This is a genomic window from Alteromonas hispanica, from assembly GCF_010500915.1.
GTDB lineage: Bacteria > Pseudomonadota > Gammaproteobacteria > Enterobacterales > Alteromonadaceae > Alteromonas > Alteromonas hispanica.
Window position 1 is genome coordinate 259,842 of record NZ_JAAAWP010000006.1, and the last position, 25,348, is coordinate 285,189.

Consider the following 25,348-nt stretch of genomic DNA (forward strand, 5'->3'; position numbering starts at 1 on the left):
TTCCTTTTTACGCCCGTCTTGATAAAAATTTTACGCAAATTTTACGCTACATGCCTTTTGGGTTTTGCTATCGTCCTTTATCGAAAGGTCTTAGGTAGTAATATCAAGTGGGTTGTATTTCAAAAAAATGCACGATGTGTTTAAAGCCGCTTCTGGCTGTGCTTTACAACTTTCAAGCGTATTAACACTCTATTCACTACCTTATTTTTTAATAAGTGCATTGTTCGCACTTTTATTTCGAGCCTTAATAAAACACCTATGAAACCACGTATTCTTGTTATCGATGACGAGGCACATATTCAGCGGTTTATGAAAATATCGCTGACTGCCGAAGGGTTCGATTATTTATCTGCACACACTGCCGTGGATGGGCTCGACTGTATTCGCAATAAGCACCCTGCACTGATTATCTTAGATCTGGGACTGCCGGATAAAGACGGCGGCTGGTTACTTTCACAACTTAGAAGCTGGAGCAAAACACCGGTACTTGTGCTCACAGCACGAGACGAAGAGGATGAAAAAGTGCGATTACTTACCGCAGGAGCGAATGATTATTTAAGTAAACCCTTTGGTATAAGAGAGTTGATAGCTCGCGTAAGAGTGCTATTGCGCGATGTAGGCGAGTCGGTATCGCGCCCGTCTAGGCTGGAGTGTGGCGACATTTCACTCGATACCACCACCCGTGAAGTTATGCGATGTGGGCGTATTGTTTCCCTAACCAAAAAAGAATTCACATTACTCAACTATCTCATGGGTAGCGCCAATTGTTTAATTAAGCACGAACAGTTACTTCATCATATTTGGGGTGAGTACCATACAGAAGATACCCACTACCTACGCATACTTATCAGCCAACTCAGAAAAAAGCTGGAAGACGATGTCAACACCCCTAAGTACATTATTACTGAACCTGGTATTGGCTATCGATTTGTTTGTTCGCCTGAGCATAAACAAAACACAGAGCAGTAATTATTCATGGTAAGTCCCCGCAACATCGTAAGATTATTGTCGCTACCTGTGCTGTGGATGGGAGTGGTGCAAGCGAGTTTCGGCATACTTTCATTTGCAAAGTTCCAAGATAACGTTGGGAAAGCGTTTATGCAGCCAGCGCTTGTCATGATTACATTTTCCCTTCTACTTATTTATCGGCTAAAAAAGTATCGTGTTGACGAGGTTAGCTACCGCGATGCGTTGATGTTTGCAGCACTAACTTGGGTTGTTACGAGCATTCTCGGAGGTGTTCCCATTATGCTAGTCACTCATGTCAGCTTTACTGATGGGGTGTTTGAGTCGTTGAGTGCGTTAACCACTACGGGGGCCACCATTCTCACCGGTCTTGATGATATGCCCAAATCATTTTTAATGTATAGGCAATTTTTGCAGTGGATGGGAGGACTAGGGGTTGTCATTTTCGTTGTGGCTGTTCTGCCAATGTTAAATGTTGGGGGAATGCGATTACTTAAGGCAGAGACACCAGGGCCCGTTAAGGACGACAAGCTTTCTCCACGCATCGCCAATACTGCACATTATCTTTGGTTTATTTATATCCTGCTAACCATATTGTGTGCTTGCGCCTATTATGTGGGCGGAATGACACTGTACGACGCCATTGCGCATAGCTTCACCACAATATCGACCGGAGGATTTTCTACTCACGATGCAAGCATGTGGTTTTATGAAAGCCATGCCTTACTATCAATTTCTAACGTTTTCATGCTGCTAGGCGCCATTAGTTTTGGATTGCATTTTCGTGTTTTACATACGGCATCACCGTTTTTATATTGGCGAGATGAGGAAGCCCGTGTTTTTCTATGCCTTGTCGCAGCGCTGTCATTATTACTTACTCTGTTACTAGTAAGTGGCAGTGCCTACGACTTTGTCTCTGCGTTAAGCTTTGCAGCCTTCCATGTTGTCTCCTTTATTACGAGCACGGGATATGGCGCCGCAGATTTAGGGGCATGGCCAGCAGCAACGGGCTTTTTCCTTGTTTTTTGTGCATATTTAGGCGGCTGCGCGGGCTCTACGGCTGGCGGAAACAAAATTATACGCGATATAATTACATTTAAAGTCATTAGAAAGGAAATTTTGCAGTTGATACATCCCCGCGCTGTTATTCCCCTGCGTTTTCAGGGCAGTGCGGTTGATGATCGAGTGCGCCAAGCGGTAATGGCATTTATGTCTGTCGCCGCAGGTTCATCCCTTTTCTTTACCCTTCTGTTAATGATGACAGGACTAGACTTTTGGTCTGCATTTACTGCGGTGGCAGCCTGTATCAATGTATTAGGGCCTGGCTTTGGCGAAGTTGGGAGTAATTTTATACCCGTTTCTGATACGGGTATTTGGCTATTAAACATTACAATGATATTAGGAAGGTTAGAATACTTTACCGTGCTGGCCATGCTAACACCGGGATTTTGGCGTTATTAATTTAAGAGAAAGTAGAGTATGGCTCATTTTACAGTTATAGGACTTGGAAGGTTTGGTATTACAGCAAGCCTAGAACTTATTCACCTTGGACATACCGTCACCGGTATCGATAGTTCTGAGAAACTGGCAGAACACTATGCCGATGAACTTACCCATACGGTAATCTGTGATGCCACAGACGAACGGGCGCTTAAAGAGTTAAACTTAACGCAAAGCGATGGAGTGCTAGTGGCCATTGGTGAGGACATGCAGGCTAGCCTACTAACCACGTTACACCTTAAAAATATAGGCGTTAAACAACTTTGGGTGAAAGCCAATAATAAGGCCCACCATTCAATTCTTGCAAAATTAGGGGTATCGAGAATAGTGCACCCTGAGGAAGAAATGGGGGTAAGAGTAGCGCAGGCACTTAACTACCCTATGGTTAACGATTACATCTCGATTGGCCATGGCTATTATGTTGTAGAAATTAAATTAATTGATGATTTAGACAATATTACACTGCGTAAGTTACTCGGCGATAAAATTCATGCTGTCGAAACCTTGCTGGTAAAACGCGCTCACGAACTCTATTCTAAACCTCATGAAGCGTTTAAGGTACGGGCTGGTGATAGCCTACTTTTATGTGGTACACGTGCCGTATTAAAAAGCCTCGCGCCACGGTTGGTGTAGCTTATGGTTCAATGGCACCCATCGGTCCGTCGCATAGAGCGTAGCCCAAAAGCAGCAAAAAAAATTCAAGCAGCACCACCGTTAGTTTTGTCCATGGGTTTCTTACTACTTATTGTAGTGGGTATGCTGTTACTTAAGCTGCCCATTTCGACTCACATGCCACTGAGCTGGCTTGATAGTTTTTTTACTGCGACCTCGGCGGTAACGGTGACCGGTTTAGTCGTAGCAGACACAGGCACAGAATTTACCTTTTTTGGCCAATTCGTCATTATGTTGTTAATCCAATTTGGCGGCCTTGGGCTAATGACCTTTGCAGTTGTTACGCTTATGGCCCTAGGGGGTAAAATTGGTTTCTTCCAACAAACCGTTGCTAAAGAAGCGTTTAATCAAACCGACACCTCTACCCTGGTTAGCACGGCGAAATCCGTTATTCTTTTTGCGCTAATGGTGGAATCGATTGGCGTTCTTATTTTAACGCTTCGCTGGGCTAGTGAGTTAGGTTGGGCAACGAGCTTGTGGCATGCAGTATTTTATACCGTTTCGGCATTTAATAATGCAGGCTTTGCGCTAAGTTCAGATAGTTTGGTGCCTTACGTTTCAGATCCCACAGTAAATATAGCCATCACAGCGTTGTTTATTACCGGTGGGCTCGGATTTTCTGTATGGCTTGAAATGTGGCAAAAAAGGCAATGGAAAACTTTAAGTCCGTATAGCCGCTTAATGCTTACCGGCACAGTTATTATCAACGTTGTTGCACTGTTGCTGGTTTATCTTATTGAGTTTGATAATCCTAACACGCTGGCTCCGCTTTCCACGGCAGATAAATGGCTTGCGGCTTGGTTTCAAGCGGTTACCCCAAGGACAGCCGGCTTTAATACGTTAGACATTGCCTCATTAGAAGAAGGAACTACCGCAGTCATGTTGCTGTTAATGTTTATTGGCGGTGGCTCGTTAAGTACTGCAAGTGGTGTGAAAGTGGTGACCTTTTTTGTATTATTATTTGCGACATACAGCTTCTTGCGGCGAGATAGCAACGTTGAAACGTTCGGCAGAACCATTCCAACAGAAACAGTGAGAAAAGCTCTTGCGCTTACCATTATCTATATTGGCGTTACGTGGATAGGGATTTTTCTGCTGTTATTGTCAGAGGACAGCGCGTTTATCGACGTAGTTTTTGAGACGGTGTCAGCATTAGGCACAGTAGGGCTATCAAGAGGCTTGACCGGTGAACTCTCGGGTATAGGAAAAGGCATTATTATTGTGTTGATGTTTATTGGTCGCCTTGGCCCATTAACCTTAGCGTATTTCCTTGCCAGCCCTCGGGTAAAGGTAACACGCTATCCTTCATCTCGTTTTGCAATTGGGTGATGTACATCAGTGTCACCAACAAGCGTCGCGCCCCAGCGGCGCAATATTTCGAAACCACCCAGACAAACAGCGACGGCAAAGGTGGAAATAAGGATCCCTACAAGTCCCAGCCGCTGATGCTCTGAAAACAAGGTCCAAACAAATTGACCGACGCAAAGCATCGCCACCACCAACAACGTAGGTTTGCGCCCTATTTTGGCAACAATAAATACTCCTAGGGGCGCGCCAAGAGCCACTACCGGCGCAGCGGCCAACCAGTTTTCGTATACACCGGCCTGTAAGCCTTGCCCAGATAGCATTTTAGTGGCTACGCCTAGCACTGAGTTAAATGCCATAATGACCACTGAGGTAGGTATGGCGATTTTTAAATCTGCTCTACACACCAACACTAATGCAGTATACAGCACCATATCAATGCCAACACCGGTAGAGGAAGTAATGGTGGCACCCGCAACCAAGCCAAGCCAAAGACCAAATTTGAAATCCCACCTTTCATCAAATTCTGTCATACCTGTATGACCAGCAATCTCATTAATTCTTACTAAATGTAATAACCCGAAACTGGCCCAAACTACGGCGAAAATAAGTTTTATCCACAATTCAGGTATGTAGGGAGCAATAAAAAAAATCCCCAGTGGCGTGCCCACAAGCGATCCCATCATAGCGCCGTTTAAAATTGACGTAGCGAGGGGCTGTCGACGAACTAGAATGAAAATGCTAGCGCTGGTCATGCCAATAGCTTGTATCGCAAAGCTGAAGTCTCGTCCAAGGCTAGCCGGTAACTCAAACAATAAAACCAGCACTGGAAAACCCACTGTGCCTCCGCCCATTGGGGTAGAGCCTGCAGCATAACTGCCTATTGCCATGGCTAATGCCATAGGCCAATGCTCTATAGCGATGGCCCACTGGGCTTTACTTACTATCAGCCATAGCCAAACACAGTAAAAACCGCCTAGCCAAAAAAACCAAACCCACATGTAACTACTTTTTGAACGAGATAAACGCATTAAGACTTATGACAACAAGTAATTTTGGACGAAGAATAACACAACTCACTCAAATTAAGCTGTGTTCTCAAACGCGTTGGCAGACTGTTATTGACAACACCATTATTGACATTAAAACAGAAGCGACTGTCTGGCATGACAGACTTGAGCACAAAAATATGCCACACCACCGCTTCATACTGGCTGCCACATGTGCGGCGCTACATCGACTAGGTATCACGCTTACCTCGCCGTCGCTTTTACCCAACTCGGTTAAAAATTGCGCAACCGCTTAATTCGTGCATTCATTAGTTGTGCAAATAACCTTTTGTTGACCTACCATTAAATAAACGAAATGAAGTGGGAAGCTCCGTTGGGCAAATTCGATATTTTTGAAAATTCGGGTAGTGTTTTTGCTGTAGAATGGTCGGATGAAAAATGCCTCATCATGCAAAGCTTTTCTAGTAACATCCGCCTTTGGTTGTCCCAAGATACCCTTACGCGAAATAAGTTTCCTACTGTATTTGTTTATCCTCAAGATGCCGTGTCGAGAGCGACTCTTATTCAAAATATTAAACAAAATAGCCAGTCATCCATTAAATATGGTTTCCGCAACCTCAATGGCGGGATTACCTATGTTTGTGAAGAACTACTTTCAGACACTAATGGAATAGTAACCTCAATATTCACCGACATTACGGAAACTTATCAACATAACCTTGAAGTTTCTGAAGTAAGCGAGCGCCTAGAGCTTGTCCTTGAAGGGACCCGGCTGGGTATGTGGGACTGGAACCCACAAACTAACGACGTGGTTTTCGATGAGCGTTGGGCAAACATGCTAGGGCTGCGACACTGCGACCTAACACAAACACTGTCAGATTGGGAAAATAGAGTACATCCGGATGATATAGAAGGCTGTTTCACCGACATAATGGCGCATGTTAATGGTGAAGTGGGGTTTTATGAAAACACACATCGAGTAATGCACGCTGATGGTAACTGGCGTTACATTCTAGATAGAGGAAGAGTAGTTAAAAGAGACGCTAGCGGCAACCCTATTCGCTTTACCGGTACGCACACAGATGTAACAGAACTGAAAAAAGCCGAACTACGGGCCCAAGAGTCGCTATCGGCCAAAAATAAATTCTTTGCTCGCATGTCACATGAAATACGCACACCACTTCACGGTATTCTTGGCACCGCGGATATCCTTACAAAGAAAAACTTGCCCAGCGACGCGGAGCACTTAGTGCAAATAATTAACGACAGTGGAGAGCAGCTACAAATTTTGTTAAACGACCTTTTGGATGTAGCAAAAATAGAAGAAGACACATTAGAAATTTCGATAAAACGTTGTGATATCGTCAAGTCGCTGAAAACAGTGTTCAATTTGTTTAAGCAGAAGGCGGAGAGTAAAGGGCTAGAATACACATTTGTAAACAACACCCCTACGGCCTCGATTTTCATCCACACCGATCCATCACGTATTAATCAGATCATCTCCAATGTTATTTCTAACTCAATAAAGTTCACTAATAACGGCTTCGTAAAATTAACGATAGATGTGGTAGGCGGTGAGTTTTTCGTACATGTTGAAGATTCGGGCATAGGAATTAAAGATACATCTTTGATATTTAATCCATACACGCAAGAAGGAACAGTTGCCTCTAAAAGTATGGGCACTGGATTGGGGCTTTCTATTGTAAAATCATTGTGTGAAAAACTAACGATTCAACTGCACATAGACTCAGTACCTAAACGTGGTACTTGTTTTCGCTTTAATCTGGGGCGTGTAATTAAAACAGCTACAACAGCAAAAAAAATGAATAAAGCTGAAAGCCAAGAAAAAACGGGGGTGTCAAATAAGAAGGTACTGGTTGTTGATGACAACGACATTAATTTATTAATTGCAAAAACAATGTTAGGCGAGTGCTTTGAAATAGTTGAGATTGCCCAAAGTGGGAAAACAGCCATCGATTTAGTTAGCAAGCATCGAAATTATGATTTGATTTTTATGGATTTGAATATGCCAGAGATGGATGGGATAGAAACGTCAGAGAAAATTAATCAACTGAATTTAGCGAACCCTCCAATAATTGTGGCACAAACGGCAGATGCGACGGAGGAAGCAAAGGCACTATTAAAAACTGCCAGTATCGATAACATCATCACTAAGCCTTTCACCAAAGAAAAGCTAACCGCACTTATCCATTCGCTCAATATTAGGGCACGCCCGAGTTAGGCAAATCTGAAAGCCTAGATGAACACGATTACCTAGAACTCATAACTTAGCTGATGTATTATCGCTTTTGTATTTATTTTAGTCGGAGCGTATTTTGACATCCACGCCGCCCTAGCCCATCATTTTTCATCCTCCGCTCAACGTAATGGGCCATTTGTCGCATCCCTTGCGAGGCACATTAGTACGTAATCTTAAATCCTCTATGAGAGGAAAACAATTTAGGTAACTTTGCATGCTCGAACACGTAAAGAGAGACTGGTTCTCTAATATTCGTGGCGATGTGCTTGCGGGTATTGTTGTGGCATTAGCCCTTATTCCCGAAGCCATTGCCTTCTCTATCATTGCTGGTGTTGACCCCAAAGTGGGGTTATACGCGTCGTTCTGCATTGCCGTTATCATAGCTTTTGTTGGTGGAAGGCCAGGTATGATTTCTGCAGCCACCGGAGCAATGGCACTGTTAATGGTGACATTGGTGAGGGAGCATGGGCTTGAATATTTGTTAGCAGCAACATTACTTACGGGTGTGTTGCAGATTTTAGCTGGCTTTTTGCGCTTGGGCGAATTGATGCGGTTTGTTTCACGGTCAGTCGTTACTGGGTTTGTGAATGCTCTGGCTATTCTGATATTTATGGCGCAACTACCTGAACTAACCAATGTGACTTACCATGTGTATGTTATGACCGCCGCAGGCCTTGGCATTATTTATTTGTTTCCCTATCTGCCTGTTATTGGCAAGGCTATTCCCTCGCCACTCGTGTGCATCGTAACACTCACCATCGTTGCTATTGTTACGGGGTTGGATATTCGTACAGTCGGTGACATGGGAGAACTTCCTGACACATTGCCGATATTTTTGTGGCCAGATGTGCCATTAAATTTTGAAACGCTATCTATTGTGTTCCCTTATGCCGCTGGTCTTGCTGTAGTAGGTTTGCTGGAATCGATGATGACGGCAACTATCGTTGATGATTTAACTGATACTTCCAGTGATAGAAACAAAGAGTGTAAAGGTCAGGGCATTGCTAATATTGGCGCTGGGTTATTTGGAGGCATGGCAGGATGCGCCATGATTGGTCAATCTATCATTAATGTGAAATCAGGTGGGCGCGGAAGGCTGTCGACGTTCGTTGCGGGGACATTCTTGCTGTTTATGGTGCTTGTACTGGATGAATGGCTTCGACAAATTCCAATGGCTGCGTTGGTTGCTGTGATGATAATGGTGTCAATCGGTACCTTTTCTTGGACGTCAGTAAAAGATTTGGGCAAGCATCCACTATCGTCCAATATTGTCATGATAAGTACCGTCGTGATTGTTGTAGCAACACATAATCTCGCCATTGGTGTGCTAGTGGGTGTTTTGCTAGCTACGCTATTCTTTGCAAACAAAATCGGCCGCTTTATGGCAGTTAAGTCTCACTATTCAGACGTAGAGAAAACACGCACCTACAAAGTGGTTGGGCAGGTCTTCTTTGCTTCCTCAGAGCAATTCATCGCATCGTTTGATTTTAAAGACGCCGTAAGTAATGTTGTTATTGACCTCAATCACGCTCACTTCTGGGATATTACTGCCGTTAATGCGCTAGACAAAGTGGTCATTAAATTTCGCCGAGAAGGTGCCACTGTGACGGTAATTGGCATGAACGAAGCGACAGAAACTGTTGTTGATAAATTTGGTGTACACAATGATCCGGCGGAAGTAGATAAACTTATGGGTGGTCACTAGAGGAGACATGTTATGAACAAAATAATTACCTGTATCGATGGCTCTGTCATGACACACGCCGTTGCCAACGCTGGTGAGTGGGCAGCTAATAAGCTGGCAAAGCCTTTATGCTTTCTCCATACCATCGAGAAAACGCATCAGCACGGCGCAGACGATTATACCGGCGCTATTGGACTTGGCGCGCGTTCGTCATTAATGGAAGAAATGACCAAATTGGATGAACAAAAGAGCAAGCTGGCCCTGCAATCTGGCAATGAATTGCTTGAATCCGTGGTCTCTGATGCTCGAACAACTGGCATAGAAACGGTCGAGTCAATGCAGCGTCACGGCGATGTTATTGAGGCATTAATCGAACTTGAAAGTAACACTCGCTTAATTGTTATTGGCCGAAAAGGTGTGGGTCACGACAACGAATTTAAAGCCATTGGCTCTCATCTTGAAACTTTACTTCGAAAAGCGCCTCAGCCTGTGCTGATTGTGCCTGAGAAATTCTCGGCACCTAACTCATTTATGATTGCCTATGACGGGCGCGAGTCGGCTGATAGGGCGCTGCAAAAAGTGCTGGAGGGAGGCCTTTTGCATGGCATCGATTGCCATTTAGTGTCGATAAAAAATAATGAAACAAACCTCAAGGCTAAGTTTGACAATGCGGCATCGCAATTAACAGAGCGCGGATTAAATGTCACCACTGCCTTTTTAGAGGGTAACATCCACGATGAACTACTTAAATATCAGGCAAAAAACAACATCGATTTAATGGTGATGGGGGCATTTGGTCATTCTAAATTACGGCAACTGTTTGTTGGAAGCAATACGCTGAAAATGCTCGAAAGAATCGACATCCCGCTTATTGTTTTGCGATAACCAAGCAAGTGCGCACTAAGATAGCCTTATTGCGCACTACTTCACTGTAACCTCCTGATTTTAAAAAGTGAGGAGCGATGAGGATATTTAAAAACAAAAAAGGCTATTTGTATTTTAGGGGACCAATCTGAATGTTTGATTATGCGGCGAAAACGCCGTTGTGTACAAAATTTTGATTAGTGTTTCAATTGGTCCGTTTGCGTTAATGACCAACACACTACTCACAATAATGAGTGCATTTTTGCTTTGGTTGTTAATTGGTTTTTTCACAAAATCAAAAACTTACCAAACCTTTGCAACCGATACTGTGTTTTACAGTCTGTTCGCTGGGTTATTAACGGCAAGAATCGCATTTGTTGTTGCCTTATGGGAAGTTTATCAAGCAAATTGGTGGTCTGCGCTAGATATTAGAGATGGTGGCTTTAACCAGCCTGTCGGCTGGTTTGCGGGTATGAGCATAATGCTAATTAGGTGTAAAACGCACAGCCAACTGTTACCTATTTTCTTAAAGTCAGCTTTGATTACCGGCGTTGTTATCTTTCCACTTTTTGTTATCAACACCATGGTTAGCAACCAAAAAGTCACTGAAACTATTGAAGTTGCTGACATTCAAGGTACCCCAACCACACTGGACTTAAAAACAGGCAAGCCCTTAATAATCAACTTTTGGGCCTCGTGGTGTCCGCCCTGTCGCAGAGAAATGCCGCTGCTACAGCGAGCCCAGCAAGAACATAGCAACATTGAATTTGTTTTCGTAAATCAGGGAGAGGCGCCAAGTAAAGCACAGCACTTTTTACATGAACAAAGGATTGAATTAGAAAATACGTATTACGATTTTGCTGGTAACTCAGCCAAACAGCTGGGCGCGTTTGGCCTTCCTACAACATTATTTTTTACTGCAGAGGGCAAAATGGTAAATAGCCATATGGGCGAGCTTTCAGAAGCCAGCCTGCAATATTACCTTCGCTCTCTGGTTACTGAGGTTGAAGAATAGTTATTTACTAAGCTCAATGCGCTATTAAAGTTGTTACGAATGAGGGTGACTTAGTTTAAATCGTATCGAAATTCTCAAAAGTCTCACTAACAATACTTTTTGGTCACCTTAAGAGGTCGGACAAAACAAAAAGCATATTCTACATGTATATTTAATTTATATACTCCTGTAAGCTTGTTAGAATATTGATTGCGCTCATACGCATCAGCGCGCACATTTATATGCGAAATAATGCATATAAAGAACTTCTACAGTCAGTGACAACATGCATAAGCTTGTTTTAAGTGCAGCAAATTAGGAGAAAAGATTTGGAAAACTGGACTATGACACCGTTCGAGCCGCTATCTGGCTTAGCTGGAGGCATTCTTATTGGGTTATCGGTTGTATTACTGTTGCTCACGCTTGGTCGCATCGCAGGCATCTCGGGCATTTCTGCTGGCGCTTTAACTCAAAGAGGGTCTGAACAGTATTGGCGACTAGCGTTCCTAGCAGGAATGATTTTGGCGGCCATATTCTACAGTAATTTTATGGGCGGCTTTAAGGTAGAGACTCAATTGGGCTCTGGCTGGATGATAATAGCAGGACTACTGGTAGGCTTTGGCACTCGCCTTGGCTGTGGATGTACGTCTGGCCATGGTGTAGCGGGTCTATCTCGATTATCGCCACGCTCGATAGTAGCCACACTCACATTTATGGCGGCAGCGGCCGCTACCACAAATATTATTAGACACCTTTAATACAGCGGAGGAAATAGATTATGAAAGTACTTATCGCTTCGCTTTTTAGCGGTCTGCTTTTCGGTTTTGGGCTTGTTGTGTCGGGAATGAGCAATCCTGCTCGCGTGCTCAATTTTCTTGATTTTAGCGCGAACTGGGATGCTACCTTAGCTTTTGTTATGGGCGGCGCCATTTTAGTAGCGGCCCCCGGCATCTATTGGGTGCGCAAAAGAAGCAAACCTTTGTTTGCTAACAAGTTCGACATTCCCACGAGCAAAACCATAGATAGTAAATTGGTTTTGGGATCTGCGTGTTTTGGTATTGGCTGGGGAATAAGTGGCTTTTGTCCAGGCCCTGCAGTGGTTGCTGTTGTATCTCTTCAGTCAGATGTTCTTTTATTTATCGGCGCTATGCTTGTTGGCATGCTGGCGCAGTATTTTTTAACACCGAAGTCTTCTTAATTAAGGGAGAGAGATGAAAAATACAGCTTTAATAATACTTTTATTTTTCGCCGGTTTAGCGCTATTTCCGTCATTGTTAAATGCACAGACAGCAAACACAACAGACACCATGACGGTTCACGAGGTGCATAACGCATTGAGTGATCCCATGTTTAATGGCGTATTGATAGATGTTCGCACCAAGGAAGAGTATGCAGAGGGGCATATAAAAGGCTCTTTGAACATACCGGTTGGCACTCTCCACGAACACATCGAAAAACTTCGTATATTAGAGACCAACGGCCTTGTTATTTACTGTCGCACAGGCCGTCGTGCAGCAAAGGCAATAGATTTGTTATTGCAGGCAGGAGTTGAAAATATCATTTATATGAAAGGTGATATGACGGAGTGGAAAAAGGAACAACTCCCTATGGTGGTAAACGACAAAACTGGACAGAATTAACACCTAACAATGAATAAGTAACTCTCTAAAAAGGTACACACCATGCTAAAAATAAAAAACGTAAACCTGATGGCTTGTTGTTTGGTAGCTCTCTTTAGTTTTCATTCTGTGGTTCATGCTCAAATGTCTGAGTTCAGAGATGGCACTGTGATTAAAGGCTTTGGAAAAAGCGCCCCCGTGCCCTCTCATGTTTTGCCAGAAAACAGCGAATTTAACATTACCTTCGACGTTGCCAGTACCAGTGGTGAAGGTGTTGTAAACCGAAAGTTTGATAGCCTAGCGCGCTTTATTAACATGCACGCCGCTGCAGGCGTGAAAAAAGAAAATATCCACCTTGCGCTTGTAGTGCACGGAAGCGCAATTTTTGATTTATTAAATAATGCTTCTTATCAAGAAAAGTTCGACACACCAAACCCTAACGAACCGCTACTAAAAGCACTTTTAGAGAACAACGTGCGTGTAATTTTATGTGGTCAAAGTGCCGCTTCAAAAGCTGTAAAAAGCGGACAGTTGGTTGAGGGCGTAGAGATTCAATTATCGGCTATGACCGCTCACGCTTTACTTCAGCAAGAGGGCTATACGGTTAACCCATTCTGAATTTATAAATATTATACAAAGCCAAACTTGTTATCGGTATCAGCGAATTGTTCTTCATACGGCTAATAGAAATGAGTTTACTGTGAGTTGTAATATTAGAGAGAATTGTATTGTTATGAATTTCGCTAGAGCCTTCGTCGGGGTTGCCTTTTTACTTACTGCTAATACTGCGCTTGCTGACGTAAAACGAACGCAGGATGAGACCAAGTTACCTAACTACCTGAACAGTTTTAGTAAAGGCTTACCTCATAACGAGTGGGGAGTAGTGGATGAAAAGGCATACGAAAAACTATTATCGGCACTAAATGAAGGTAACAGTGCCGCTTTTGAAAATGTTCCTATGGGCGTGAAAAACGGGTTTGGGCTTCGTAATCCACTTGCGGCATACGCAAGTGTTCACGAAGGGGGTGACCCAGACACTTTCACAATACCATCAGCTCCCGAGTTTGATAGCGCATGGCAAGCCGCAGAAGCCGTTGAGGTAATGTGGAAAGCGTTACTTCGAGATGTACCTTTTGCTGACTACGCAAGTAATTCACTAGTTAAAGATGCCACAAAAGACTTACAGCAGCTGTCTGAGTTTCGCGGCCCCACATCAAACAACTCGCATACAAAGGGCAAGATAAGCTCGCAAACATTGTTTAGGGGTGTAGGCCCTGGCGAAACTGTTGGGCCTTACATTTCACAATTTTTATTGAAGCCTATTCCTTACGGCGCTACTACTATTCCTCAACGCTATAAGGTGCCCAAGCTTGGTAACGATCATCTCACAAATTACAACGAGTGGCTTCGTATACAAAACGGCGGTAAGCCCTCTGGTATCACTACAGCATTATATGAAGCCGAAAGTCTTTATTTATATAGCGGTAGAGCGCTGGGCGAGTATGTGTTGCATGATTTTGTGAACATGGCCTACCTCAACGCAGCTCTTATTATTGGTTCGTTTGGTGATGAAGCATTTGCTAAATCAGACCCCTATAGTAAAACCAAATCTCAAGCTCGTGCGCCGCTATTTGGTATTAATCATGCCATTGACCTTTTATCTCGTGTATCAATGCCGTCACAGCAAGTGGCGTGGTACCAAAAGTGGCTAGTACACAGGCGTGCACGACCTGAAGTATATTTCGGGCGTGTTCACAACCATTTAGCAGACAATGGCATTGCATACCCGATACATGAAGAAATGCTGAACTCCAAAGCGCTTGATAAAGCTCTGAAAGAAAATGGCACCTATTTATTGCCGCAAGCCTCGCCCAAGGGCGCGCCGCTTCACCCTACTTACCCAGCTGCTCACGCCGTTATGGCTGGCGCAGCTGTCACAATGCTAAAAGCGTTCTTTAATGGTGATTTTGTTATTCCCGACCCAGTAATGACAAGCGCGGATGGAAAGCGATTATTGCCTTATAAGGGTGAATCACTCACCATAGAGGGTGAGCTTAATAAACTCGCCAGTAATATTTCATTGGGCCGTAATTTCGCTGGTGTGCATTATCGCTCTGATGGAGACTATGGCTTAGTGCTAGGTGAGGAGTATGCCATCAGTGCACTAAGAGAAATAGCACACCAATATAGAGAAGAGTTTGGAGGTTTCACCTTTAGGCGGTTTAATGGAACTACCGTGGAAATAAGTCAATGAGGCGAGCCGCAGCGGTAATCAACTGGTTTAATTTTCATACATATAGCCGAATGTGACGACCAACCGATGAAAGACAAAATACTCTCTATTACTTTAATTTGTATTATTGTGCTTAAAATTGCAGATTTAAATGCAGATGTTGCCGACGAAGCTAGCCTCACCCACCTGATTCAAGAATCCATTTTGATTTTGATTTCATCCGGGCTGTTCATTTTTCTTATTTTTGATATTCGCCAACGATCAAACAACGCAAAAGAGTTAAAAGCAGAACTTGCCGCTTCGTCAGAAAGAGAACAAAAAGTCACAGCAGAACTTCAGAAGTCGAAACAACACTTTCTAAAGGCAATTCAAGCACAATTTGATGTATGGGGCTTAACTCCGAGTGAGAAAGAAGTGGCAATGTTTTTATTGCGAGGCTTAACGCTATCAGAAATTGCAGAAATGCGAAGTACTTCAGAGAAAACAATACGCCATCATGCTTCTGCTGTTTATCGCAAAGCAGATTGTAAAGGAAGGCACGAATTAGCAGCCCTTTTCTTAGAAAACTTAATTTAAATCATAATTTTACATCGTTTATAGGCGGTTTGACCTAGGTTATTAGGTGTTATGCCCAATATCTTTTCTGCCCTATTTACCGTATTGTCATTAGCGTCTGTAAACATGAATGCACCTAAAATAAATTGCGTGCGCTTCTACAACGAGAACTTATGACTCACTACTTAACATTCCTCTTTTTTTCAGTTTTGCTGATGGTAAGCGGTAGCAGTGTTGCGAAAACCTTACCCGATATCTACGACGGTGCACGCACGCGACTTACCCAACTCAATCAAAACAATCCCGATCACCTAGAGCGTGAAGCAAAAGCGGTAAATCACTGGCTGCAAGGGCCGGCATCACTACAAATTATTGCGCTACCAAGTAACACCAGCAATGGCGAAGACGAGTATGAAGTTGGTGTATTTTTACCCTTTAGGCCTCCGAAAGGCCGGGAGCTTGACGAGCAGCAATCTGAATTAACTCAGCGGTTTATTAAGGCACGGGAAAAACGATTTTCATTGTTAGCGAGCGGCCTACTGAGAGAGTCGCTATGGCGGCGAGTGATGGCTCAAACCGAACTTGAGGGGTTACAGGAAAAGCAGAAGTGGATTGATTCGCTAGACGTCAGCATACAAAAGCAGTCTCAAAGTGGTGAACTTGACCGTGCTACACTTCTGCGGTGGGAGCAAGAGAAGTTGTCTCATCAACTCACACTATCTCAAGCGAAGATTGCACTAAACAATGCAAAACAGCGCTACAGAGAAATTGCGGGAACTCAGGACCTACCTGATTCGCCACAAGAAACGGTGATACCGAACATTGGTAACGCAATTCAAACACACCCAGAACTCACGTTACTTTTATTAAGTCAGCAACAGTTAAATTTGAATTATGACTTTGCCGACCAGTCGCTTGCACCATGGACGTTGGGCATTATTGCCCGACAGCTAAAAGGGCCCGCTGGCAACGATAATTTACTTGGCGTGAGTGTGAATATTCCGCTAACTGGAAGTGATACTACGTCGGTTAACGATTACGCCCTCTGGCGAGACGCTAGCAATGCATTAAATGGTTCACTGGCTACAACGTATGCACGCATACAGCAGCAACTCAGCGAAACCACAGCCACCTATGAATATACAAAGGAGGCTGAAAAAGTGCTGTCGAAACAAGTGACACTCGGTGAAGAGATTGCAGCCTTATATTTAAAGCAGGCTGACAGCTTGCCCAAAGTAGTGTGGCTAGAACAGTTGCTTTCACAGCAGGATACTATTTTAGCATTAGAAAAAATGAAAGTACGTCGCGCGGAAGCTGCGTCTAAACTTAATCAGATTGCAGGAGTTGCACTGTGAACTACACCACTTTTCGTTATTTACTGGTTTTATTTTCAATGGTGTTAGCTTGTGATGTGCATGCAAGCAGCTCAGTATCGCTGGATAATCTAGGTAAATTATCGCTTACTTACACTCCAATCAATGCAGTGAGTGCGATGGAAAAGCCAGCTTCCACTGGCATAGTAAAAGTACTGCCTGGTTCACCTCTTCGAATAATATCGCCCATGGACCCACAAAAAATAGAGTATTTAGTGGCACATGGCCAAAACGTAAAACAAAACCAACGCATTGCAATGTTAAGCGGCAGCGAAGTCCATCATTTTCGCGACAATTTAGCGGCTAAAACAGCACTGCTCGAAATAACAAAATCGCGTTTTGATAAAAATCGCGAACTTGCGTCAGTGAATGCAATTTCACAAGACAAGTGGCTTAACATTGCGCAGCAATATTATGACGCTCAACTGACATGGGGGCACCTGAATCATTTCGCGGAAATGTTTGAGCCTCATTCAGACGAGGATATGGGTTATCTATTGGCGCCATCAAAAGGTATATTTATGCTTCCTGAGCAAGCACCTACTGATATAGAAACCCAGGCTACAGAAACCCAGTTAGGTGCCATTGTTAACCCAAACTCTATTCGCCTTACCACCCTTGTGAAGGAGTCTGAAAAGGAATTTGTAGAGGCCATGTACACTGACTCATGCAGTGTTGAAATTGAAAAGATAGAAAAAATTAGCCATCGCTTTTTTGTGCGTGTATGGTCGGCGCCACTGCCTGAAGGCTGCGCATTGCAACTTGGCGCACAAGTTAATGTGCGGGTAAAGCTGTCGGTATCTGCTCATTCTGTTCCAGCGGCCAGCGTCTTTTATTTACATGGTCAAGCATCGATATTTGTTCGCCACGATGACACGCTCAAAGCGGTGCCCATCACTCTTATTGGAAACACAGATAACGATAGCGCGGTTTTCACGGCACCGAATTTGGCAAATAACGATGAAGTACTTACGTCCTCAATAAGCGCGGTTCAGGGAATTTTACTGGGCCTTGGGGGTATTGAATGATAGGCCGCATTGTTCAGTTTGCCCTTGTTCAACGACTTTTCATCTTATGTATTTTTTTAGCGTTGATATTTTTTGGCTATCGCGCTTGGCAAACGCTGCCGGTAGATGCTTTCCCCGACATATCGCCAACCCAAGTGAAAGTAATTATGAAGGCCGACGGCATGACCGCCGAGGAAATGGAAGCACAAATTACTCAACCTATTGAAGTTGAGTTGTTAGGTATACCTCATCAAACCATTCTGCGCTCGACAACAAAGTACGCCATTACTTCTATCACTTTAGATTTTGAAGAAGGTACGGATATTTATTGGGCTAGACAGCAAGTGAACGCCAGGTTAGCCGCTGTTAGCTCAATATTGCCCAGCATTGCTGAAGGCGGCATTGCGCCAATGAGCACGCCGCTATCTGAAATGTTTATGTTTACCATTGAAAACCCTTCATTATCTCTACAAGAACGCAAATCGATCCTCGACTGGGAGATAAGACCGGCACTTCGCACCGTTGCGGGTGTGGCCGATGTAAACGTATTGGGTGGTTACACCAGAACATTTCAGTTTGCCCCCGACATTGCCAAATTAAACGCTTTTGAATTTAATATTGACCAACTGTCGGGTGCACTTCAGCAAGCCAATGTAAATGGCAGTGTAGGGCGAATAAAGGCAGGCGTAGATTCACTAGTGATCCGCACCGAAGGGCGAGCCACATCTATCGACACGCTGGGTGATATCATTGTTGGCAACTATCAAAACGAACCCATCGCCCTTCGTCAACTGGGTACTATTTCGCTTGGCAGCTTAACCCGTTACGGTGGTGTAACACGCGACGGAAAAGAAACTACGCAAGCCCTCATTGTTGCATTAAAAGACAGCAATACCGCTGAGGTTGTTAATAATGTAATGGCGAAGCTTGCAGCTATTGAAAAAACATTACCTGAAGGCACTACCCTCGAGGTTTTTTACAATCGTAAAACCCTAATTGATACTGCGGTTGGTACTATTACAAGTGCGCTAGGGCAAGCAGTAATTATCGTTATATTAGTGCTTGGGTTATTTTTAGGTAACGTGCGCGCGTCTTTCGTTGTGGCACTTGTTATACCTGTGGTGGTGCTACTCACCTTTTTGGCCATGAAAGTAACCGGGTTAACCGCAAACCTTATGAGTTTAGGCGGGCTGGTTATCGCTATCGGTATGTTGGTTGATGGCGCAGTAGTGGTAGTAGAAAACACCGTATCTCAACTTGGTAAGGCGCAAAATTTACCCCGGCTGCACCTTATTTACAGAGCAACACGTGCTGTTGCCGTCCCGGTCATAGCGGGAACAGCGATTGTAATTGTTGTGTTTGTGCCTCTACTTACGCTTACCGGTTTAGAAGGAAAGCTTTTCTCGCCAGTGGCAATGACTATTGTGTACGCCATGCTGGCATCGCTGCTGACTGCGCTAACGCTTATTCCCGTTGTTGCATCTTATGTGCTTACCAATAAGGACGGCACTACCCCAGGTTACTTAACTAAACTTCAAGCACTTTATCGCCATTCGCTAGGCGTACTGTTAGCCCACAGTAAATTGCTGGTAGCTGGTGTGCTATGCCTTTTGTTGTTAAGTGGCGTGTTGTTCGGCCATTTAGGTAAAACCTTTATGCCGGTGATGGACGAAGGCGACATTATTGTGCAATTAGAAAAATCGCCCACTATTTCATTGGCCTCTTCGCTAGCATTAGATAAGCAGGTAGAGCTTGCTTTGCTGTCTGAATTTCCTGAGATAAAACATATTGTTGCAAGAACAGGGTCTGACGAATTAGGGTTAGATCCAATGGGGCTTAATGAAACCGATATATTTTTGCAGCTATCACCGCCCGACACATGGCGTTTTAAAAACAAGGGCGAACTTGAAACAGCTATTCGCGATGCTCTTGCGCACTTTCCTGGTATGAATATTGGGTTTACCCAGCCTATACAAATGCGCGTGTCAGAAATGCTTACCGGTACAACCGGTACTCTGGCAATTAAAATTTTCGGTAGCGACTTTACGCAGTTATCAACCACAGCCAATGAGATAGCAGACATAGTGCGCAACCAAGATGGCGCAGTAGACGTGACCGCTACACTAATTGAAGGTGGAGACTTTCTTAGCGTAATTCCTAAACCGGGAATTGCACTAGACTATGGCATGAGCACATCCTCACTGTCGCAATACTTGAAAATGCAAGTTTCGGGGCTTCACGTGGGAGACGTCATTAAAGGGCGCGTGAGAACACCCATATATTTTGGCGATCTTAACCGTGGCGAAGCTTTATTTACTTCGCCAGTACAATTAAAAGACCTGATGATCTTAATGCCAAACAATGAGATGCTGCCTCTATCCACCCTTGCAGATATCAAGCGTACCCAAGGCCCGGCCATTATAGAGCGCGAAAAAGCACTTCGCTTTTCGGTAGTGACATCGAATGTTGAAGGCCGCGACTTGGTAGGGTTTGTTGACTCAGTGCGCAATGCGGTAGCTAGCACCATCAATTTGCCCGCAGGTTACTCAGTAGAATATGGTGGCGAATTTGAAAATCAAATACGGGCCAGTAAAAACCTGATGACTGTTATTCCCATCGTAATAGTCATCATTATCCTTATTCTATTTACCATATTTGGAAGGTGGTCACTAGCGTTGCTTATTCTGGCTAACGTGCCGTTTGCTTTGATGGGCGGTGTATTTGGGTTGTTTGTGACCGGTGAATACCTTTCGGTACCCGCCTCAGTTGGGTTTATTGCACTTTTAGGTGTAGCCGTACTCAATGGCGTAGTTATGATTTCTTATTATGAGGATCTTAAAGGTAAAGCCATGCCGCTTTATGAATTAGTAAAAAGCGGCGCGGTAGCAAGGTTACGGCCTATTTTGATGACGGCAACAACGGCGATGTTTGGTCTACTTCCACTTGCATTCGCCAGTGGCCCGGGCGCTGAAATACAAAGACCTTTGGCTATTGTAGTAATTGGCGGATTAATTACCTCTACGTTTATAACACTGTATTTATTGCCCATTGGCTACTATTACTGGGAGCGAAGGAAACATGCCTGAAACAGTTAACCTTACTGTTTATGTTGAACAAAAGCGCAAAGAAGATGTAATAGATTGCTTATTACCACTTACCTGTATTTCCGGCTTTTCGATATCGCCATGCTTTGGTTACAGTCGTGACAATGCAAAATTGGACCTTGCTGAACAAGTAGCTGGCGGGCGGCAGCTTTGGAAGCTTGATATTCTGCATAGCGATAAAGACACCAATGCTATTATTAGCGCACTGCAAAGTGTTAACACACATAACCCTATGCGTTATGTGGTATCGCCTGTTCTTTCACATGGGCATATATAACCCTCTTTTAACCCGCATAAAAATTAATACCGCAATTACCAAGAGCTGAGAATATAAGGGGCTATCGATTTTTGCTGAACACCAAAGCTCAATAGCTTCTGACTAACTTATAGTTGAGTAATCAAATTTATGATGGGAATTCCTCAAAAATAGCCACAAATAAAAGGCGTTTCACTTTATAGTTAATAAGGTATTTAGGTGCAGATTGGCGCTGACGCATGATGTTTATTAGGTGAATACAAGTCGTGAGTTCTGCCACCAATCGCTATATCTAAATTGCTGTGACTAGCTCGCGATAAAGGAACAATATGAAGGAATTGCCGGCAACGTATTGGTTAACCGAACTGCTAGATGTAAAAGCATTAGATGTTAGTGCATCGGAAAATGATGAGTTTTTAGGGCATAGGTTGGCATCATCTACTGGTCGCGTTTTTGGCGGCCAAGTATTAGCGCAGGCCCTGATGGCTGCATCGAAAACCGTGTCCGCCGACAAGCTTGTGCACTCTTGCCATAACTACTTTATCCGTCCGGGTGACTGCGATCACGATATAACGTACATAGTACATCGCGACCTAGACGGCCGCAATTTTAGCAACCGCAGAGTAGTTGCCCTGCAAAACAACAAGCCAATTTTCAATTTAATCGCCTCGTTTCAAGGTAAAAGCGACGGATACCAGCATCAAATTGAAATGCCAGATGATGTTCCTCCACCCGATAGTCTGCTTAACGAAAATGCACTGGCAGATAAGCACAAAGGCTCGTTACCCGAGCACGTTTATTCTATGCTTAACCGGTATCGCTCTATTGAGGTGAGGCCCATTAACGAAGAAGCCCACTTTTTACGAAGCGATAAAAAACTGAGTCAGGCCACCTGGTTTAAAGCAAAAGAAACGCTGCCAAATACCGCCGCGCTGCATAGGGCAATATTGGCTTACGCTACCGACTTAACATTACTAAGTACAAGTGGCCGTCCACACGGCATGTTGTGGATGGATGAAAATGTAGCCACTGCCAGCATAGACCATACCGTATGGTTCCACGCTAATGACATTAAAACCGACCAGTGGTTATTGTATTTGATGGATACGCCTTGGTCGGGCAATGGTCGTGGTCTTAACCGAGGAAGCATTTTCACACAATCGGGTGAGTTGGTCGCATCGGTAGCGCAAGAAGGCTTGATTCGTATCAAGTAATATTTTTACTTGCCTTCTCGCGTGTAAACCACCTGCCCATTTACAATAGTCATCACTACATCCGCTGAGAGAATATCAGCCTCATCTACCGTCATAATGTCGCGGTTAAACACGGTAAAGTCGGCATACTTGCCCACTTCTACCGAGCCGCGCAGATGTTCTTGAAACGCGCCATAAGCAGGCCAAATGGTAAGCATTTTAAGCGCAGTTTCTCGTGAAACCGCTAATTCGGGGTGCCAGCCCTCACCTAACGTTCCGTCGAGTCTTTTACGGGCCACAGCTGCATAAAACTCAATGCGCGGGTCGCCTACTTCTACCGGCGCGTCTGAACCTGCAATAATTTTTAGCCCTTTATCTACTAAGCTTTTCCAAGGATAGGCATAAGCTAACCGCTCGTCTCCCAAGCGCTCTCTAGCAAAGTTTAAGTCGCCAATGCCGTGGCTAGGTTGCATTGAAGGCAATACATTTAGCTCAACAAATCGCTGCTGATCGTCTGGCGTAATAACCTGAGCATGTTCCATACGCCACCGCAAATCTTGGTTTTCCCACTGCGACTTTGGTACAGCGGTGTATGCGTTTTCATACCAGTTAAGCAGTGAACGAACCGCCCTATCTCCAATAACGTGGGTTTGAATTTGAACCCCCGCTTTCAACGCCTCTTCCAAAATAGGCACCAATGCTTGTTGAGTTATTCTATTCATAAAGCCGTTGTGCGCAGCATCGGAATAGTTCTCGATTAAGGCCGCGCCACGCGACCCTAATGTACCGTCTATAAACACTTTAATTCCGCGTACATCCAACATGTCATCATTTGTTTTTTCACGCCCGCGCTTAAAGCGCTGCTGCGCTTCCTGAACCGGAATAGCCGCATAAATTCGATGCAGCATTTCGCCTTCTTCATGCAATTGCTGCATTAAATCTACAAGTCTGTACGACATACCGGCATCGTGCGTTTGAGTCCAGCCCATCGACACATTAACCTGCATGCCTTTGAGTAAATTGTCTTTCAGATACTCATCGGTTTCTTGAGGAATAATGTTGCGAAACACATTCATAGCGTTGGCCAGCACGTAGCCTGTTAGCTCACCCGTTGCATCTCTCTCAAATTTACCGCCTTCAGGATCGGGGGTATTTCGGTTTACGCCTGCTAGCTGCAGTGCTTTACTGTTTACTAGTGCCGATACACCATCGGCACGGGGCATGAAAAGCGGCTTATTTTTCGTAAAAGCATCTACATCGTGCTTGGTTAAAAAGCGTTGTTCATCAGTCCATTCCCGCTCTATCCAGCCGCGGCCTAATACCCAATTGTTTTCGGGTATGCTGCTTGCCCAATTTTCTATTTCTTGTACGGTTTGCTTTAACGTAGGTAGCCCGAAAAGACTTAAGGTTTTGGTACGTTTACCTACACCTTCTAGGTGTTGATGCCCATCAGTAAAGCCTGCAAAAACTGTATTGCCAGCCATATCAATAATGTTGGCTTTGCCGCACATATACTTTTTGGCCGCTTCGTTTGCGCCTACGAACACTATTTTACCGTCTAAGCTAGCCATGGCCTCAGCGGTCCACTGCGCATCGTTGGCGGTATATATGGTGGTGTTATGAAGTACTAAATCGGCTTTTTCGCATGCAGCGCACACAATACTAAAAAGTGATAACGTTATAACAGTGAAGTAATGCTCTATGCGCATGGTTGTACCTTAAAAACTGTAGGGCGACAAAATTGGAAGGGGCCCACCAAGGCCGCTTTTGCTAGGCTAGCAATATAGCTAGCTTTTGTATCTATTTAGTTTTTAGCCAATCGTAGATTGTAAATGCACTTGCTGCGTATAATTGGAGAGCAAAAAAAAGCACTAAAAGTGCTTTTTTACAGTCCGTATTATGGAATTAACTTTTAAGCTTTTTTACGAAAGCTTACTAAGCCTATAAGACCGAATGCAAAAATCGCCAGAGATGCAGGTGCTGGTACCGAGGCTATAGATGCTTTAGCGCTGTTGCCAATATCAAACGGCACTCCATTTGCCTGAATGGTCCACTCACCAGTGCTGTCGAAATTTATGTTAAATTGAACGAGTTGCATATTTACCACTTCACCAGTGTTGACTAAAGAGCTCAGTTTTATGTAATCACCACTTTCATCGACAGGAACATACGTATCGAATGACAATTTTAGGCTGTACTCTGATAAGTTGCCTAAAATAAAACCTGATGCAATAAGGTTCTCGGCAAACACAGAATGCTCTCCTTCAGGAAGTTTTACCCCTTCAAACTTAGCATAGAAAAAATTTTCTTCAGGCAAACTAAGCATCTGGTCTGAAGCATCAATCCAAATATCGTCGTTTGAATATAGAGCGTTGTTGATTATCAAATTATCAACATGATGTGAGGGGCCGTTATATTTAAAAGATAAAAAGTTTGAAGAGGTAATCTCAAAATCTTCACCTGCAACAAATCCATCCAATCTAATGTTACCTGACACTGGTGTTGCATCTTTATACGACTTATCACCTTTCTCACTTAAGCAATCTGAACAGATTCCAGACCAGTCGATTGTAGTACCGAAGTTAATATCGGTAATGCCATCTACAATCATACCCGCAGATGCTTGTGTCCACTTCCCCTAAACTGAGACAGACATAATTAGAGTTTTCTGCAATGATTAATGCAGGAGACGACTATGAAAAAATCACGATATACAGAATCTCAGATTATTGGGGTGTTAAAAGAAGTTGATG

23 protein-coding genes are annotated in these 25,348 nt (G+C 43.9%); 20 read left to right on the top strand and 3 right to left on the bottom strand.

Translation table 11 applies throughout. The features are described 5' to 3' along the window. The first annotated feature begins 258 nt into the window (after positions 1-258). From GTW09_RS11530 to GTW09_RS11545, 4 genes are read left to right on the top strand one after another with little or no spacing between them, the layout of a single operon-like run. Positions 259-969 carry a response regulator gene (locus tag GTW09_RS11530; protein ID WP_163112006.1) on the top strand — a complete coding sequence of 237 codons (711 nt, stop codon included), beginning with the start codon at positions 259-261 and terminating at the stop codon, positions 967-969. 6 nt (positions 970-975) lie between these two features. Then, positions 976-2,427 (top strand): TrkH family potassium uptake protein, encoded by a 1,452-nt coding sequence (locus GTW09_RS11535; protein WP_163112007.1) that lies wholly within the window; start codon positions 976-978, stop codon positions 2,425-2,427. Positions 2,428-2,445: 18 nt separating this feature from the next. Beyond that, positions 2,446-3,099, top strand: a complete 654-nt coding sequence (locus GTW09_RS11540; RefSeq protein ID WP_163112008.1) for a potassium channel family protein — start codon at positions 2,446-2,448, stop codon at positions 3,097-3,099. Positions 3,100-3,102: 3 nt separating this feature from the next. Then, positions 3,103-4,467: a TrkH family potassium uptake protein gene (locus tag GTW09_RS11545; RefSeq protein WP_163112009.1), complete on the top strand. Its 1,365-nt coding sequence runs from the start codon at positions 3,103-3,105 to the stop codon at positions 4,465-4,467. Here GTW09_RS11545 and GTW09_RS11550 read toward each other — a convergent pair. Further along, positions 4,437-5,444 (bottom strand): sulfite exporter TauE/SafE family protein, encoded by a 1,008-nt coding sequence (locus tag GTW09_RS11550; protein ID WP_203565726.1) that lies wholly within the window; start codon positions 5,442-5,444, stop codon positions 4,437-4,439. The genes GTW09_RS11545 and GTW09_RS11550 overlap by 31 nt on opposite strands. A gap of 38 nt (positions 5,445-5,482) precedes the next feature. Here GTW09_RS11550 and GTW09_RS11555 point away from each other — a divergent pair, with 38 nt between their 5' ends. The 16 genes from GTW09_RS11555 to GTW09_RS11630 all read left to right on the top strand — a co-directional run bounded on the left by GTW09_RS11555 (position 5,483) and on the right by GTW09_RS11630 (position 22,616). Further along, positions 5,483-5,749 (top strand): hypothetical protein, encoded by a 267-nt coding sequence (locus GTW09_RS11555; protein ID WP_163112011.1) that lies wholly within the window; start codon positions 5,483-5,485, stop codon positions 5,747-5,749. A gap of 59 nt (positions 5,750-5,808) precedes the next feature. Next, positions 5,809-7,695, top strand: a complete 1,887-nt coding sequence (locus GTW09_RS11560) for a hybrid sensor histidine kinase/response regulator (RefSeq protein ID WP_163112012.1) — start codon at positions 5,809-5,811, stop codon at positions 7,693-7,695. Positions 7,696-7,927: 232 nt separating this feature from the next. Then, on the top strand, positions 7,928-9,418 hold the full coding sequence (locus GTW09_RS11565) for a SulP family inorganic anion transporter (RefSeq protein WP_163112013.1): 1,491 nt from the start codon (positions 7,928-7,930) through the stop codon (positions 9,416-9,418). Positions 9,419-9,430: 12 nt separating this feature from the next. Continuing rightward, complete coding sequence (locus tag GTW09_RS11570; protein WP_163112014.1) at positions 9,431-10,282, top strand: universal stress protein; 852 nt, start codon at positions 9,431-9,433, stop codon at positions 10,280-10,282. Between the two features lie 160 nt (positions 10,283-10,442). Further along, entirely contained in the window at positions 10,443-11,276 is an 834-nt protein-coding gene (locus GTW09_RS11575) for a prolipoprotein diacylglyceryl transferase family protein (protein WP_338024951.1), read from the top strand. Between the two features lie 308 nt (positions 11,277-11,584). Further along, entirely contained in the window at positions 11,585-12,013 is a 429-nt protein-coding gene (locus GTW09_RS11580; RefSeq protein ID WP_163112015.1) for a YeeE/YedE family protein, read from the top strand. A 20-nt stretch (positions 12,014-12,033) separates the two neighbouring features. Then, on the top strand, positions 12,034-12,453 hold the full coding sequence (locus GTW09_RS11585) for a YeeE/YedE family protein (protein ID WP_163112016.1): 420 nt from the start codon (positions 12,034-12,036) through the stop codon (positions 12,451-12,453). Between the two features lie 13 nt (positions 12,454-12,466). Next, positions 12,467-12,895, top strand: a complete 429-nt coding sequence (locus tag GTW09_RS11590) for a rhodanese-like domain-containing protein (protein ID WP_163112017.1) — start codon at positions 12,467-12,469, stop codon at positions 12,893-12,895. 42 nt (positions 12,896-12,937) lie between these two features. Beyond that, positions 12,938-13,492 (top strand): DsrE family protein, encoded by a 555-nt coding sequence (locus GTW09_RS11595; RefSeq protein WP_239059360.1) that lies wholly within the window; start codon positions 12,938-12,940, stop codon positions 13,490-13,492. A 115-nt stretch (positions 13,493-13,607) separates the two neighbouring features. After that, positions 13,608-15,128 carry a phosphatase PAP2 family protein gene (locus tag GTW09_RS11600; RefSeq protein WP_163112018.1) on the top strand — a complete coding sequence of 507 codons (1,521 nt, stop codon included), beginning with the start codon at positions 13,608-13,610 and terminating at the stop codon, positions 15,126-15,128. Positions 15,129-15,194: 66 nt separating this feature from the next. Next, complete coding sequence (locus GTW09_RS11605; protein ID WP_163112019.1) at positions 15,195-15,683, top strand: helix-turn-helix transcriptional regulator; 489 nt, start codon at positions 15,195-15,197, stop codon at positions 15,681-15,683. Positions 15,684-15,835: 152 nt separating this feature from the next. Then, positions 15,836-17,017 (top strand): hypothetical protein, encoded by a 1,182-nt coding sequence (locus tag GTW09_RS11610; RefSeq protein ID WP_163112020.1) that lies wholly within the window; start codon positions 15,836-15,838, stop codon positions 17,015-17,017. Beyond that, complete coding sequence (locus tag GTW09_RS11615) at positions 17,014-18,063, top strand: efflux RND transporter periplasmic adaptor subunit (protein ID WP_163112021.1); 1,050 nt, start codon at positions 17,014-17,016, stop codon at positions 18,061-18,063. Before GTW09_RS11610 ends, GTW09_RS11615 begins: the two co-directional genes overlap by 4 nt. Beyond that, complete coding sequence (locus tag GTW09_RS11620) at positions 18,060-21,128, top strand: efflux RND transporter permease subunit (RefSeq protein ID WP_163112022.1); 3,069 nt, start codon at positions 18,060-18,062, stop codon at positions 21,126-21,128. Before GTW09_RS11615 ends, GTW09_RS11620 begins: the two co-directional genes overlap by 4 nt. Next, entirely contained in the window at positions 21,121-21,423 is a 303-nt protein-coding gene (locus GTW09_RS11625; protein WP_163112023.1) for a DUF3240 family protein, read from the top strand. The genes GTW09_RS11620 and GTW09_RS11625 overlap by 8 nt, the downstream gene beginning before the upstream one ends. A gap of 308 nt (positions 21,424-21,731) precedes the next feature. Continuing rightward, a complete protein-coding gene (locus tag GTW09_RS11630; protein ID WP_163112024.1) occupies positions 21,732-22,616 on the top strand; it encodes an acyl-CoA thioesterase in 885 nt (294 codons plus the stop codon). Positions 22,617-22,621: 5 nt separating this feature from the next. Here GTW09_RS11630 and GTW09_RS11635 read toward each other — a convergent pair whose 3' ends face one another. Next, positions 22,622-24,304: an amidohydrolase gene (locus GTW09_RS11635; RefSeq protein WP_163112025.1), complete on the bottom strand. Its 1,683-nt coding sequence runs from the start codon at positions 24,302-24,304 to the stop codon at positions 22,622-22,624. A gap of 203 nt (positions 24,305-24,507) precedes the next feature. Then, a complete protein-coding gene (locus tag GTW09_RS11640; RefSeq protein WP_163112026.1) occupies positions 24,508-25,206 on the bottom strand; it encodes a PEP-CTERM sorting domain-containing protein in 699 nt (232 codons plus the stop codon). Positions 25,207-25,348 lie beyond the last annotated feature (142 nt).

Coding starts and splice junctions, on each gene's coding strand:
- GTW09_RS11530 (WP_163112006.1), top strand. CDS start 259: ATGAAACCACGTATTCTTGTTATCGATGACGAGGCACATATTCAGCGG.
- GTW09_RS11535 (WP_163112007.1), top strand. CDS start 976: ATGGTAAGTCCCCGCAACATCGTAAGATTATTGTCGCTACCTGTGCTG.
- GTW09_RS11540 (WP_163112008.1), top strand. CDS start 2,446: ATGGCTCATTTTACAGTTATAGGACTTGGAAGGTTTGGTATTACAGCA.
- GTW09_RS11545 (WP_163112009.1), top strand. CDS start 3,103: ATGGTTCAATGGCACCCATCGGTCCGTCGCATAGAGCGTAGCCCAAAA.
- GTW09_RS11550 (WP_203565726.1), bottom strand. CDS start 5,444: ATGTGGGTTTGGTTTTTTTGGCTAGGCGGTTTTTACTGTGTTTGGCTA.
- GTW09_RS11555 (WP_163112011.1), top strand. CDS start 5,483: ATGACAACAAGTAATTTTGGACGAAGAATAACACAACTCACTCAAATT.
- GTW09_RS11560 (WP_163112012.1), top strand. CDS start 5,809: ATGAAGTGGGAAGCTCCGTTGGGCAAATTCGATATTTTTGAAAATTCG.
- GTW09_RS11565 (WP_163112013.1), top strand. CDS start 7,928: ATGCTCGAACACGTAAAGAGAGACTGGTTCTCTAATATTCGTGGCGAT.
- GTW09_RS11570 (WP_163112014.1), top strand. CDS start 9,431: ATGAACAAAATAATTACCTGTATCGATGGCTCTGTCATGACACACGCC.
- GTW09_RS11585 (WP_163112016.1), top strand. CDS start 12,034: ATGAAAGTACTTATCGCTTCGCTTTTTAGCGGTCTGCTTTTCGGTTTT.
- GTW09_RS11590 (WP_163112017.1), top strand. CDS start 12,467: ATGAAAAATACAGCTTTAATAATACTTTTATTTTTCGCCGGTTTAGCG.
- GTW09_RS11595 (WP_239059360.1), top strand. CDS start 12,938: ATGCTAAAAATAAAAAACGTAAACCTGATGGCTTGTTGTTTGGTAGCT.
- GTW09_RS11600 (WP_163112018.1), top strand. CDS start 13,608: ATGAATTTCGCTAGAGCCTTCGTCGGGGTTGCCTTTTTACTTACTGCT.
- GTW09_RS11605 (WP_163112019.1), top strand. CDS start 15,195: ATGAAAGACAAAATACTCTCTATTACTTTAATTTGTATTATTGTGCTT.
- GTW09_RS11610 (WP_163112020.1), top strand. CDS start 15,836: ATGACTCACTACTTAACATTCCTCTTTTTTTCAGTTTTGCTGATGGTA.
- GTW09_RS11620 (WP_163112022.1), top strand. CDS start 18,060: ATGATAGGCCGCATTGTTCAGTTTGCCCTTGTTCAACGACTTTTCATC.
- GTW09_RS11625 (WP_163112023.1), top strand. CDS start 21,121: ATGCCTGAAACAGTTAACCTTACTGTTTATGTTGAACAAAAGCGCAAA.
- GTW09_RS11630 (WP_163112024.1), top strand. CDS start 21,732: ATGAAGGAATTGCCGGCAACGTATTGGTTAACCGAACTGCTAGATGTA.
- GTW09_RS11635 (WP_163112025.1), bottom strand. CDS start 24,304: ATGCGCATAGAGCATTACTTCACTGTTATAACGTTATCACTTTTTAGT.
- GTW09_RS11640 (WP_163112026.1), bottom strand. CDS start 25,206: ATGATTGTAGATGGCATTACCGATATTAACTTCGGTACTACAATCGAC.